At 65.6% G+C, this 12,197-nt stretch carries 10 protein-coding genes and 1 tRNA gene; 8 read left to right on the top strand and 3 right to left on the bottom strand.

Annotated features, from left to right (window positions below):
* The first annotated feature begins 155 nt into the window (after positions 1-155).
* From ACVW1B_RS15065 to ACVW1B_RS15045, 5 genes are all read left to right on the top strand, one after another.
* Positions 156-1,157, top strand: coding sequence for an HpcH/HpaI aldolase/citrate lyase family protein (locus ACVW1B_RS15065; protein ID WP_253608439.1), 1,002 nt, complete (start codon positions 156-158; stop codon positions 1,155-1,157).
* Positions 1,147-2,346, top strand: coding sequence for a CaiB/BaiF CoA transferase family protein (locus tag ACVW1B_RS15060; RefSeq protein ID WP_456780443.1), 1,200 nt, complete (start codon positions 1,147-1,149; stop codon positions 2,344-2,346). Before ACVW1B_RS15065 ends, ACVW1B_RS15060 begins: the two co-directional genes overlap by 11 nt.
* A gap of 39 nt (positions 2,347-2,385) precedes the next feature.
* Positions 2,386-3,759 carry an LLM class flavin-dependent oxidoreductase gene (locus ACVW1B_RS15055; RefSeq protein ID WP_253608441.1) on the top strand — a complete coding sequence of 458 codons (1,374 nt, stop codon included), beginning with the start codon at positions 2,386-2,388 and terminating at the stop codon, positions 3,757-3,759.
* Positions 3,760-3,821: 62 nt separating this feature from the next.
* Positions 3,822-5,240: an MFS transporter gene (locus ACVW1B_RS15050; protein ID WP_456780444.1), complete on the top strand. Its 1,419-nt coding sequence runs from the start codon at positions 3,822-3,824 to the stop codon at positions 5,238-5,240.
* 140 nt (positions 5,241-5,380) lie between these two features.
* Positions 5,381-6,208 (top strand): tetratricopeptide repeat protein, encoded by an 828-nt coding sequence (locus ACVW1B_RS15045; RefSeq protein WP_456780445.1) that lies wholly within the window; start codon positions 5,381-5,383, stop codon positions 6,206-6,208.
* A gap of 35 nt (positions 6,209-6,243) precedes the next feature.
* Here ACVW1B_RS15045 and ACVW1B_RS15040 read toward each other — a convergent pair whose 3' ends face one another.
* The 3 genes from ACVW1B_RS15040 to ACVW1B_RS15030 form a co-directional block, all read right to left on the bottom strand.
* On the bottom strand, positions 6,244-6,954 hold the full coding sequence (locus tag ACVW1B_RS15040) for a hypothetical protein (RefSeq protein ID WP_456821730.1): 711 nt from the start codon (positions 6,952-6,954) through the stop codon (positions 6,244-6,246).
* A 77-nt stretch (positions 6,955-7,031) separates the two neighbouring features.
* Positions 7,032-8,117, bottom strand: coding sequence for an enolase C-terminal domain-like protein (locus ACVW1B_RS15035; protein WP_456821729.1), 1,086 nt, complete (start codon positions 8,115-8,117; stop codon positions 7,032-7,034).
* An 18-nt stretch (positions 8,118-8,135) separates the two neighbouring features.
* Positions 8,136-9,485 (bottom strand): multicopper oxidase family protein, encoded by a 1,350-nt coding sequence (locus tag ACVW1B_RS15030; protein WP_456823032.1) that lies wholly within the window; start codon positions 9,483-9,485, stop codon positions 8,136-8,138.
* Positions 9,486-9,621: 136 nt separating this feature from the next.
* Between ACVW1B_RS15030 and ACVW1B_RS15025 the strand changes: the two genes are divergently transcribed.
* From ACVW1B_RS15025 to ACVW1B_RS15015, 3 genes are all read left to right on the top strand, one after another.
* A tRNA-Leu gene (locus ACVW1B_RS15025) sits at positions 9,622-9,706 on the top strand.
* A 164-nt stretch (positions 9,707-9,870) separates the two neighbouring features.
* The gene (tig, locus tag ACVW1B_RS15020) at positions 9,871-11,229 is read left to right on the top strand and encodes a trigger factor (RefSeq protein WP_253608445.1); all 1,359 of its coding nucleotides are present in this window, start codon (positions 9,871-9,873) and stop codon (positions 11,227-11,229) included.
* Between the two features lie 240 nt (positions 11,230-11,469).
* Positions 11,470-12,105 carry an ATP-dependent Clp protease proteolytic subunit gene (locus tag ACVW1B_RS15015; protein WP_016847729.1) on the top strand — a complete coding sequence of 212 codons (636 nt, stop codon included), beginning with the start codon at positions 11,470-11,472 and terminating at the stop codon, positions 12,103-12,105.
* Positions 12,106-12,197 lie beyond the last annotated feature (92 nt).

The raw sequence follows: 12,197 nt of genomic DNA, 5'->3' as shown, positions 1-12,197 counted from the left end.
TTTTGCCCTGCAGACGATTGTCCCGGAGAACTGAACAGTTCTTAAGATAATCTCGTTAGAAAGATCAGTGTCGGACATCTAGCATGATTGTTGTTGGCCGTGGGAGACGATCCTGCGGCGCGATGCAGAAAAGATGCTCCAGAAAAGACGCTCCGATGTCCTTCACCGTCACCAAGCCGCGCACGCGCCGCGTCCAGCGTTCCGAACTCGCGGTTCCCGCGACCTCGACCCATTTCTTCGAACGCGCAGCGAGTAGCGCGGCCGATTTCATTTTCCTCGATCTGGAGGACGCGGTTGCGCCGCCGCGAAAACCCGAGGCGCGCGAGATCGCGATCGAGGCGCTGAACCGGATCGACTGGGGCAACAAGACGCTGGCGGTGCGGATCAACGGGCTCGACACCGAATGGGCGCATCGCGACGTCATCGAGATCGTCAGCCGCGCGCCGCGCCTCGACCTCGTCATGGTGCCGAAGGTTGGCACCGCGTTCGACGTCCGTTTCGTCGACGCGCTGCTGGCGGGGCTCGAGCGCGAGTTCCCGCGCGCAAGGCCGCTGGGCATCGAGATCCTGATCGAGACCACGCTTGGGCTCGCCAATGTCGAGGACATCGTGCAGGCGTCGGAACGGCTGGAAGCGGTCATCTTCGGCATCGGCGATTACTCGATCGACCTGCGTACCTGCGGCGAGATCATCGGCGCCTCCGATCCGCGCTATGCCGTGCTCACCGATGCGGTCGAGGGCGGCGCGCGCCGCATGCACTGGAACGACCAGTGGCACTTCGCGCTCGCCCGCATCGCCAATGCCTGCCGCGCCCACGGCCTGCGTGCGATCGACGGCCCCTATGCCAATTTCGGCGATGCCGCAGGCTTTCGCGCCAGTGCGGCGCGGGCGGCCGCGCTTGGCTTCGAGGGCAAATGGGCGATCCATCCCTCGCAGCTCGAGACCGCCAACGAGGTGTTCTCGCCGACCGCACGCGAGATCGGCTGGGCGCGCGAGATCACGGCCAAGATCCAGTCCGCCAGCGCCGGCGGCGACGGCGCCTTCGGGCAGGACGGCGTGCTGATCGATCTTGCGGTGCTCAAGCGCGCGCAGGCGATCATCGAGCGCCATGACGCAATTCAGGCGGCAGGCAGACAAGGAGTGCGGGATGTCGCATGAGCCACCGCTCTCCGGAATTCGCGTGCTCGACATCGCGACCTTCGTGGCGGCGCCGTTCTGCGGGACGGTGCTGTCCGATTTCGGCGCCGAGGTGATCAAGATCGAGCAGCCGGGCACAGGCGATCCCTTGCGCCGGTTCGGCACCCCGAGCGACTGCGGCGACACCTATGTCTGGCTCAGCGAGGCCCGCAACAAGAAGTCGGTGACGCTCGATCTGCGCACCGAGCAAGGTGCCGCGCTGTTTCGCGAGCTGGTCCGCCAATCCGACGTGGTGCTGGAGAACTTCCGGCCGGGCACGCTGGAAAAATGGAGGCTCGGCTTCGAGGCGCTGCGCGAGATCAACCCAAAACTCGTGATGCTACGCATCAGCGCCTATGGGCAGGACGGCCCGCTGCGCGACAAGCCGGGCTTTGCCCGGATCGCGCACGGCTTCAGCGGGCTCGCTTATCTTGCCGGCGAGGCGGGACGCCAACCCGTGATGCCGGGATCGACCTCGCTCGCCGATTACATTTCCGGGCTATGGGGCGCGCTCGGCGTGCTGCTGGCGCTGCGCCATGCCGAAGCCACCGGACACGGGCAGGTGGTCGATATCGGGCTTTATGAATCGGTGTTTCGGCTGCTCGACGAGATGGCGACCGTGTTCGCCAAGACCGGCTTCGTCCGCGAACGCCTCGGTGCCGACACCGTCAATGTCGTGCCGCACAGCCATTACCAGACCGCCGACGGAAAATGGGTGGCGCTGGCCTGTTCGAGCGACAAGATGTTCGAGCGCCTGGCGCAGGCGATGCAGCGCCCCGAACTCGCGACCGACCCGCGCTATGCGGCCATGGCCGGCCGCCTGGCGCGGCGCGAGGAGGTCAACGGGATGGTCGCCGACTGGATCGGCTCCAAGCCGCTGGAGACGGCGCTTGCCGAGTGCGAGCGCTACGACGTGCCCTGCGGGCCGATCTACAGCATCAGTGACATCTTCGCCGACCCGCAATACCGCGCCCGCGGCAACATCGCCGAGGTGCCCTCGCGCGCCGGGCCGATTGCGGTGCCGAGCGCGATCCCAAAAATGTCGCGCACGCCGCCGCAGTTCAAGCATGCCGGCGTCGCGCTCGGCGCGCACACCGACGAAGTCCTGACCTCACTTGCCGGCGCAACCGCGGCGGCGCTCGCCGCGCTGCGCAGCGACGGGGTGATCTGACATGCCCCAATTCTCCCGCGGCCACGAAGGAACCACGCCATGACCAGGCAGATGAAATTGATCGGCTTCCTGCAGGCCCAGAATTGCTCGAACTATCCCGCCTCCTGGCGCCATCCCGACTCGAAGCCGAACTGGTTCTCGCGCGACTATTACCAGGAGATCGGGCGCACGCTGGAGCACGGCAAGTTCCATCTCGCCTTCTTCGACGACCGGCTCGCGATCCCCGATCGCTTCGGCGACGATTTCCGCGAGACCATCCGCCACGGCGTGCGCGCGGCGAAGCTCGATCCGGTCTCGGTTGCGCTCACGATGGGATTGGCGACCGAGCGGCTTGGCATCGGCGTGACCTATTCGACCACCTATTACGAGCCGTTCCACGTCGCGCGGGTGTTCGCGACGATGGACCTGCTGCTGAACGGCCGCGCCGCCTGGAACGTGGTGACCTCGCTGAACGACTCCGAGGCGGCGAATTTCGGCGCCTCGCAGCACCTCAGCCATGATCTGCGCTACGACCGGGCCGACGAGTTCATGGAGGTCGTGCTCGGCCACTGGAACAGCTGGGAGGACGGCGCCGTCAGCTTCGACCGCGAGAGCGGGCTATTCGCCGACCCGGCCAAGGTGCACCGGCTCGACCATCACGGCCAGTTCTTCCGCTCGCGGGGCCCGTTCACGGTGCCGCGCTCGCCGCAGGGCCATCCGGTGATCATTCAGGCCGGCCAGAGCGGCCGCGGCAAGACCTTCGCGGCGCGCTGGGGCGAACTGATCTTCGTGATCTATCCCAATCTCGACATCGCGAAGAAGCAGTATGCGGACTTGAAGGGGACGCTGGCCAAGACGGGCAGGGACATCAGCATCGCGCCGGCGGTCTATCCAGTCGTCGCCGAGACCCAGGCCGAGGCCGAGGACAAGTTCGCGGCGATCAACCGGCTCGCCAAGCCGATCGATGCGCTGACGCTGTTGTCGGAGGTGTTGAACTACGATTTCGCGGCCAAGCCGATGGACGAGCCGTTCACGTCGGATGAGCTGGCTTCGATCAGCGGGCTGCAGGCGATCCGCGACCGCGTGATGAATCTCTGCGGCAAGCCCAATCCGACGCCGCGCGATTTCGTGCAGTTCAGCGGCAGGGGAACGCTCGCCGAACTGCCGACCTTCGTCGGCTCGCCCAAGGCGGTCGCCGATCAGATGGAGCGCTGGTTCTGCGAAGGCGGCTGCGACGGCTTTGTCGTGGCGGCCACCCATGTGCCCGGCACCTATCAGGACTTCGTGCGCCTCGTCGTGCCCGAGCTGCAACGCCGTGGCCTGTTCCAGCGCGAGTATCAGGGCGACACCTTGCGCGAGAATCTCGGCCTGCCGCGGCCGCAGGCCGTGCATGCCGGCGTAGCCGACGAGGAGGCGCGCGTCTCGACCGGATGAGGTCGGGACAGAACGCCGGCGCAGACAACGATCAAAACAAAATCAAAATCAGGGAGGCTGAAGTGACCAAGGGCGTTAACGCGGGGGGCCGGCTCGATAGATTGCCGATCGCCGGATTTCACTACCGGATATTCGCGCTGATCGGAGCCGGGCTGTTCGTCGACGGCTTCGAGATCTTCCTCGCCGGCAGCATTCTCGGCGCACTGGTTCAGTCCGGCTATTCGGACCTCGCCCAGAATGCGCGCTTCATCTCGGCGACCTTTGTCGGGATGCTGATCGGCGCCTGGCTGGCGGGCGTCGCCGGCGACCGCTTTGGCCGTAAGTTCGCTTACCAGGCCAATCTCCTGATCTTCGGCCTCAGCGCGCTGGCGGCAACGCTCGCGCCGTCGATGAACTGGCTGATCGGGGCCCGCTTCGTGATGGGCCTCGGGCTCGGCGCCGAGATCGTCGTCGGCTATGTCGTGCTCAGCGAATTCATCCCGCCGCAGCAGCGCGGCCGCTGGGGCGCGGCGCTCGCGACCTGCACCAATGGTGCGTTGTTCGTCGCGACCCTGGTCGGCTGGGTCGTCATTCCGCATCTCGGCTGGCGCTGGATGTTCGCGCTGTGCGGCGTCGGCGCGATGATCGTCTGGTTCCTGCGGCGCTCGCTGCCGGAATCGCCGCGCTGGCTCGAGACGCAGGGCAAGAGCGCCGAGGCGGAGGCCGTGCTGACGGCGATCGAGCAGGAGGTCGGCAAGGGCCGGACCCTGGCGACCCCGGCCTATCAGCCGGCCCCGGTGCAGCCGGACGTTCGCTTCACGCGCCTGTTCTCGCGCGCACTGATCGCGCGGACCATCGTCGGCTGCCTGATCCTGATCGGGCTCAACACCGCGGTCTACGGCTTCATCGCCTGGATCCCGACCTTCTTCGTCAAGCAGGGCATCAACCTGTCGTCATCGCTCGGCTACACCATGCTGATGACGCTCGGCAGCCCGCTCGGCACGCTGTCGGGAATGTGGATCGGCGAGAAGATCGACCGCAAGCCGTCGCTGATCGTGCTGTCGCTCGCGGCTGCCGGGCTCGGACTGATCTATCCGATGTTCATCAACCCCGTCGCCTTCGTCGTGATCGGCTTCCTCCTGGTCTTCACGGTGGCGGTGATGCTGGCGCTGGCCTGGGGGCTCTACATCCCCGAACTGTTCCCGACCGAGCTCAGGATGCGCGGCTCCGGCATCTGCAACACCGCCGGTCGCCTGATGTCGATCGTGACGCCGTTCATCGTGGTCGAGCTGTTCACAAGGTTCGGTGTCACCGGCGTCGTCTCTGTGGTAGCCGGGCTCCTGGTGGTGCAGGCGATCGCGGTCGCGGTGCTCGGCATCGAGACCCGCAAGCGTCCGCTGGAGGCATTGCGGCCGGAGGCGATGGACGGCGAAGCCTCATCCGCGGAGGTGCGCGGCAAGCTGCAACCAAGCCCTAGTGGGATCGCCGCCGGCGGGGAGTAGCGGGACGAAGCGCGCGATGTCCGCGTGATCAACGGATGCGGACATCCGGGTCTCGTCCGTCTTACGATACTTTTGGTGGACGCGTCGAAAGATGCGGGCTAAACGCGCAGGGTATTCCCTCGGCACCGTGAATCTCGCTCGTGAGTGGCAGGCAGAACAATTTCCTCGCTCAGGCGCTGCAACAAGGTGCCTTGGCGTTGCGGGCGCAGCAGTTTGCTCAGGCCGAGCAGATTGCGACGAACGTCCTGAAATCGAACCGCACGGACAGACACGCCGCGCTTCTTCTTGCGCATGCCCTGATGGGGCAGAACCGGGGAGGCGAGGCGATCGCCGCGCTCGAGCGCGTTGCCCGTCGCGGCGACGATGGAGAGGTCGAGACGTTGCTCGGCGCGTTGCTGTGCGGCGCGGGCCGCGTCACCGACGGCATCGCACAGCTTCGGCGCACGGCGGCACGCCGCCCGCCATATTTTCCGTCCTTTCAAGAACTCGCCGGGCAGCTGGCCAAGGCCGGGCAACACGACGAGGCGATCAGCACGATCGAGGCCGGTCTCGCGCTGGCCCCTGAGAGCGTCGACCTGAAGCTCAATCTCGGGCGCCTGTTGCAGGAGACCAATGACATCGCGCGGGCTGCAAGCGTCCTGACGGCGGCACGTGATGCCGCGCCGGGACGCCCCGACATTCTCAACCAGCTCGGGCGGGTCCTGATCCTCCGTGGCGACTACGCCGCAGCCGCGGATGCGTTCCGCCGCGTGCTCGCGCAATACCCGGATGATCGCTCAACCCGCGCCCACCTCGCCACCTGCCTTTTCGAGCAGGGGGAGCGCGATGCTGCCGAGGCAGCGCTGCGCTCGGTGATGCGCGGTCAGCCCCAGCTGTTTGGACGCGCGGCATTCGTCATGGCCTCGGGATCTCATGGCCGCTTCTTCTTCTCCCAGAGCGCCGCTGCGAAGTTCCTCGGCGGGGAGTGAGATTGAGCGCGCGGCGGACGGCATTCCGCCATGCCTTACGCCCTGAAGTTTCTCCGGTAGAGGTTCAGCTGCCGTCTGAGCTCGGTGCGGAGTTCGCCGACCCGCTTGGCGTCTTCGGCGGTGAACGGCGTTGCCTGCGCGGTCCAGTCGTCTCGCTTGACGGGAATACATTGCGCGATCGGAGTCCCCTTGGGGAGGACGCCTCTGAAATTCCTGTCGTGCCAGTACGCCGGAAAGTGCACCCAATTGTCGGCATAGAGGTCGGAATTGACCAGGCCGCTGAGTGTGGTGAATGGCAGGTCGAAGCGGTTGACGGGATGGGTGAAGTAGATCGCGTAGCCTTCCGGGGCTTCGACGGTCCACAAATTGTGGAATTTGAGAAAGAAGCGGCCCTCTTCAAACAGCGGAGTGCCGGTGACCTGACCCGGGTCGTGGAAGCCGATCGGTGAGCGTGGGAATTCCGGCGTGCCTCCCGGCGGCAGGTCCTGGTCCCAGGTGATTTCGCCGTCCTCGACCTTGAGATCGCAAACCAGCGGCAGCAAGAACCCGCAGGTCATCGCATCCACGAACGGCGGGCAGCGCTTGATGGTGTCCTCGTCGTGCAGGTTGATCGAGGAGAAGGCCGTCGCCGGCATGGCCTTGAGCCAGTCGGGAACGCCCTGGGCCGCCGGTATGGGGGCCGGTATCAGTCCGTCAAGCTCCGTCGGACAGCGGAATTTGAGCGTCAGCTTGCTATTGGTCGACATTGGGCGCTCCGATTTCGGATCGACCTACATGAATGCGTCGCAAAGGTGAAGCGTGCGCTCACCGGCCAGGATCGCCGCTAGCTGACGAGATACTTCGCGACGGCCGACTCGTTCCACTCGATGCCGAGCCCGGGACCGCGAGCGGTCACGGCGCCGTCGACGATTTCGGCGGGCCTTGTGAGGATCGCGCCGGCGAAGTCGAGGAACTCGAGCCAGTGCGCGGTCGGCGTCACCGCGAGCAGATGCGCGCTGACTTCCGCGAACAGATGGCTCGACATCGGGATCGATGCGGCGTCGGCTTGGCCCGCGACCTGCATCCAGCCGGTGACGCCGCCGACCTTCATCACGTCGGGCATGATGAAGTCGGACGCGCCGGCCGCGATCGCTTCGGCAAAGCCGCGCGGAAACCACCAGTTCTCGCCGGCCTGGATCGGCGTCGGCGAGGTCTCGCGGACCTTGGCGTGGCCGGACAGACTCTCCTGCGGCACCGGCTCCTCGATCCAGTGCAAATCGTAGGGCGCAAGGCGGGCGATGCGGCGGGTCGCCTCCGCCGGATCGAGCGACTGGTTGAAGTCGATCATCAACGCAATGTCGGGGCCGAGCAGGGCGCGCACGCCCTTCACGACGCGCTCGTCATTGGCGGCATCACCGTCGCCGCCCTTGATCTTGATGCCCTTGAAGCCCTGGTCGAGCGAGCGGCGCAGCGCGCGCTCGTCGGCGACGGGATCGACTACGCCGTAGCTGTCATAGGCCTTGATCGGCTTCGCCGAGCCGCCGAGCAGTTCGACCAGCGGCCGGCCGGCAAGCTGTCCGAGTACATCCCAATACGCCATGTCGAGACCGGATACCGCCATGCCGACCAGGCCCTGCCAGCCGAGCAGCCGAAACCTGGCGTCCATCGCCTTCATCAGGTCGAACGGCGCGACCGGCTTGCCGATGAGCTCGCGGCCGATCTCCTCGATCAGATAGGCAAGTGCTCTAAGCGTGAGCTTGCTGTAGGCGAAGATATAGGTGCGGCCGGTAACGCCTTGGTCGGTCTCGACATCGATCAGAACCAGCGGGCCGGAATCGATCACGCCGAAGGCGTTCTTCACAGGGCGCTTGAGCGGCACCACGACGCTTCGCGCACGAACTCCGCGGATCGCTGCAACTGTCTGGCTCATGGACGTTTCCTCTTTTTGTTATTGGACACTGTACCATCGGACCAGCCGCGGCGCGGCCCAGTCGGTCGCGACCTGCTCGACCAGATAGCGGCCGGGATATTCGGCAAGGAAGGCGATGCGCTGGGTCTGGCCCGGCTCAATCGCGAGCGTGTCGAGCCAGAACGGCTTCCAGCCGTCGTCGAGCCGGTCGAGCAGACGGAAGTGATGGCCGTGCAGATGAAACACGCTGGCGATCGGGCCGCGGTTGGTCAGCGCGAGCACAACCGGCCGGCCGGCTTTGGCCTGAAAGGCCGGAGCGGCTGATGGCTTGAAGTCCGCCGGCCGGAACCATTCGGTCGGCGTGCCGAGGGTTAGCTCGAACCTTGCGGCGCTCTTGAGATCGAGCTGAGCGGGCATGTCGTTGCCGGGCAGCGGCGGTGCCGGCGGGAACGGCGCCGAGCGGACCGGCGGGTCGTTCGAGACGGCCAGCTTGCCGACCGGGCGAGCCTGTTTGCCGTCGTGCAGCAGGATCGGAAAGCTGGTTCCGGCCGGTCCGGCGGCGTCGACGAAGACATCGGTGCGGCTGCCGGGAGCGAGGACGAGCGCACCGTTGCGGGCCGAAAACGGTTCGGCCGGCTGGCCGTCGATGGCCATCACACGGACGTCGAGGTTCTCCAGCTTGATCGCCAACACGCTGCGTTGGCTGCCGTTGATAAAGCGGAGTCTGAGGCGGGCATTGGCCGGTGCGGAGATGTCGTATGAGGTTTTCCCGTTAATCGTATGAATTTGCGTCGAATCTTTTGGATCATTGCCGGCCGGGATTGCGCTTCCGTCCGGCCGCAGGCGCCACTCCTCGATCAGCAGGACCTCGTCGTGGTCGACCGCGACCGGCGAGGTGCCGCTCACGATAAGCGGCCGCGGCCGTGCCGGCGCCGTGCCGCCATCGCCGATCAGCGGCTCGCACAGGAAGGTGCCGGCATGCCGAAGCGGCAGCTGGAAGCTATCCTTGGCCCCGGCGGCAAGCAGCGCCCGGGAGGCCAGTGGCTCCGCCGCCGCGACGCCGTCGAGCCCGCGGCAGTCCAGCGCGGCCGCGACCGGCAGGTCATTGCCAAAGGTCACGTCAAGGACCTCGCCGCGTTTGAAGCGGAGGTCGCCGCTGCCGAGCGACCAGACCGATGTCTCCGGTCCGCCAGGACCCGGTCCGTCCGGACGAAGCGAGATGCGGTCAGGTTTGGCCTGGAGCGCGACCGCGGTCCGGCCCTGCGCCGCGCCGGTGGCCGGCAGAGCGGGGCAAAGCGCCGCGGCGCCGAGGGCGGCGATCAGGTTGCGCCGGGTGAGTGAAAATTCGGGACTTGCGGGAGGACTTGCCATCCGGCCGATGCGGACCATTTTCAAGAGTACCTGTCCAGTCGCGATCGGTCGCAGGGCGGGCTCAACAGCGGCCATTTTTTTGCTGCGAACCGGTGGGCGCATGTTATAAGCCCGGCCGCCCGCGGCATCGCGGCCGGACTGGGATGCTTTTCGCGCGGGCGTGGCGGAACTGGTAGACGCGCTGGATTTAGGTTCCAGTGACGAAAGTTGTGGGGGTTCGAGTCCCTCCGCCCGCACCAAGCGCTTACAGCGTTTGCATGACGAATTCTTGGAGAACCTTTGGCCCCGATGGGGTGAGGGTTCGCCGAACCCACAGACGTTAGGCCGCAAGGCCCATCGTCGAACAGATTGAACACTGCCACGGCCGCTCGGGCCGCGGCAAAAGCGGAAGAAGATTGATACCATGCAGGTCACCGAGACCCTCAACGAGGGATTGAAGCACGAATTCAAGATCAGCGTCCCGGCATCCGATCTCGATGCCAAGGCGGACGCCAAGCTGGTCGACCTCAAGGACAAGGTCCGTCTCAACGGCTTCCGTCCCGGCAAGGTGCCGGTGGCGCATCTCAAGAAGATCTACGGCCGCTCGGTGATGGCCGAGACCATCGACCAGACCATCAGCGACACCAACCGGCAGATCTTCGAGGATCGCGGCTTCCGCCTCGCCGGCGAGCCGAAGATCACGATGCCGACCGAGAAGGACCAGGTCGAGGAATTGCTGTCGGGCAAGACCGACCTGACCTACACCGTCGCGATCGAGGTCGTGCCGCCGATCCAGCTCGCCGATTTCAAGTCGTTCTCGGTCGAGAAGCCGGTCGTCGAAGTCTCCGACGCCGATGTCGACGACGCCATCAAGCGGATCGCCGAAGGCAGCCGCCCGTACAATGCCAAGGCCGAGGGCGCGGCGGAGAAGGGCGACCGCGTCACCATCAGCTTCAAGGGCACCATCAACGGTGAAGCCTTCGAGGGCGGCACCGGCGAGGGCATCCAGGTCGTGATCGGCGCCGGCCAGTTCATCCCGGGCTTCGAGGAGCAGCTGATCGGCATCGGCACCAATGAGACTCGCACGCTGAAGGTCTCGTTCCCGAAGAACTATCTGAACGAGAAGCTCGCCGGCCAGCCGGCCGAGTTCGAGACCACCGCGACGCTGATCGAGGCGCCCGGTGAGACCACGATCGACGACGAGTTCGCCAAGACGCTGGGCCTGGAGTCGCTCGACAAGCTGAAGGAGGCCGCCCGCGAGCGCCTGACGGCCGAGTTCGCCGGCGCCACCCGCCAGAAGGTCAAGCGCGCGCTGCTCGACCGGCTCGACGAGAGCCACAAATTCGAGGCGCCGCCGTCGCTTGTCGCCGAAGAGTTCAATCTGATGTGGAACTCGATCAAGGCCGAGATGGACTCGTCCGGCAAGACCTTCGCCGACGAGAACACCACCGAGGAAGCGGCAAAGGAGGAGTACCACAAGATCGCCGACCGCCGCGTCCGCCTCGGCCTCGTGCTGTCAGAGATCGGCGAGAAGAACAAGATTACCGTGACCGACGACGAGGTGTCGCGCGCCGTGATCGAGCGCGCGCGCCAGATGCCCGGCCGCGAGAAGGAAGTCTGGGACTACTACCGCAGCAACGCCCAGGCGTTGGCCCAGCTCCGCGCCCCGATTTACGAGGACAAGGTTGTCGACTTCGTCCTGGAGCTCGCCAACGTGACCGAGAAGAAGGTCACCAAGGAGGAGCTGTTCAAGGATGAAGACGCCGAGAAAACTGCCGCTTAATTTCGGCACCTCGCGTTAATGATGAACCGCGAAAGCGCGCCTCGCGACGGGTCCCGTCGCTAGGCGCGAAGACGCGAATCAGCTTGAACTTCTGCGACCTGCCCAGGTGGCTAGTGCGGCGAGTTGACGGCCTTGTCGGCCGGAAATTGGCCCATATCTGGGTTAAGCCTTGAGGCAGTGGTCTTGAGCCAAGTAGTCTTGAGCAAAGTTCTGCATCACCCCTAACCCTTGGGTTCTTTCATGCGCGATCCCGTTGAAACCTACATGAACCTCGTGCCGATGGTCGTCGAGCAGACTAATCGCGGCGAACGCGCCTACGACATTTTCTCGCGCCTGCTGAAAGAGCGCATCATCTTCGTCACCGGTCCGGTGGAAGACGGCATGTCGACGCTGATCGTCGCGCAGCTGCTGTTCCTCGAGGCCGAGAATCCGAAGAAGGAAATCTCGATGTACATCAACTCGCCGGGTGGCGTGGTGACGTCGGGCCTTGCGATCTACGACACGATGCAGTTCATCCGTCCGCCGGTATCGACGCTGTGCACGGGGCAGGCGGCCTCGATGGGCTCGCTGCTGCTGGCCGCCGGCGAGAAGGACATGCGCTTCACGCTGCCGAATTCCCGCATCATGGTGCACCAGCCGTCCGGCGGCTTCCAGGGCCAGGCCACCGACATCATGCTGCACGCGCAGGAGATCCTGAATCTCAAGAAGCGCCTCAACGAGATCTACGTGAAGCATACCGGTCAGACCTACAAGGCGATCGAGGACGCGCTGGAGCGCGACAAGTTCCTCACCGCCGAGGACGCCAAGGCGTTCGGCCTCGTCGACAAGGTCATCGACAAGCGTCCGGACGATCCGGCCGCCGCGAAGGCGGCCTGATCTGGGCAGGCATCTCGAGGCGTCGGTGTGATCTCCACATTGACGCCTCACATAACCGGCAAAAGCAGGGTGCTGGACCCGCCGGCGGGTGC

The organism is Bradyrhizobium sp. USDA 4502 (genome assembly GCF_054063355.1).
The sequence above is the reverse complement of the archived record's forward strand: the minus strand, read 5'-3'. Positions and strand labels throughout refer to the sequence as shown.

Excerpts from the sequence above, each read along its gene's own strand:
- ACVW1B_RS15065 (WP_253608439.1), top strand. The coding sequence starts at position 156 with ATGTCCTTCACCGTCACCAAGCCGCGCACGCGCCGCGTCCAGCGTTCC.
- ACVW1B_RS15060 (WP_456780443.1), top strand. The coding sequence starts at position 1,147 with ATGTCGCATGAGCCACCGCTCTCCGGAATTCGCGTGCTCGACATCGCG.
- ACVW1B_RS15055 (WP_253608441.1), top strand. The coding sequence starts at position 2,386 with ATGACCAGGCAGATGAAATTGATCGGCTTCCTGCAGGCCCAGAATTGC.
- ACVW1B_RS15040 (WP_456821730.1), bottom strand. The coding sequence starts at position 6,954 with ATGTCGACCAATAGCAAGCTGACGCTCAAATTCCGCTGTCCGACGGAG.
- ACVW1B_RS15035 (WP_456821729.1), bottom strand. The coding sequence starts at position 8,117 with ATGAGCCAGACAGTTGCAGCGATCCGCGGAGTTCGTGCGCGAAGCGTC.
- ACVW1B_RS15030 (WP_456823032.1), bottom strand. The coding sequence starts at position 9,485 with ATGGTCCGCATCGGCCGGATGGCAAGTCCTCCCGCAAGTCCCGAATTT.
- tig (WP_253608445.1), top strand. The coding sequence starts at position 9,871 with ATGCAGGTCACCGAGACCCTCAACGAGGGATTGAAGCACGAATTCAAG.
- ACVW1B_RS15015 (WP_016847729.1), top strand. The coding sequence starts at position 11,470 with ATGCGCGATCCCGTTGAAACCTACATGAACCTCGTGCCGATGGTCGTC.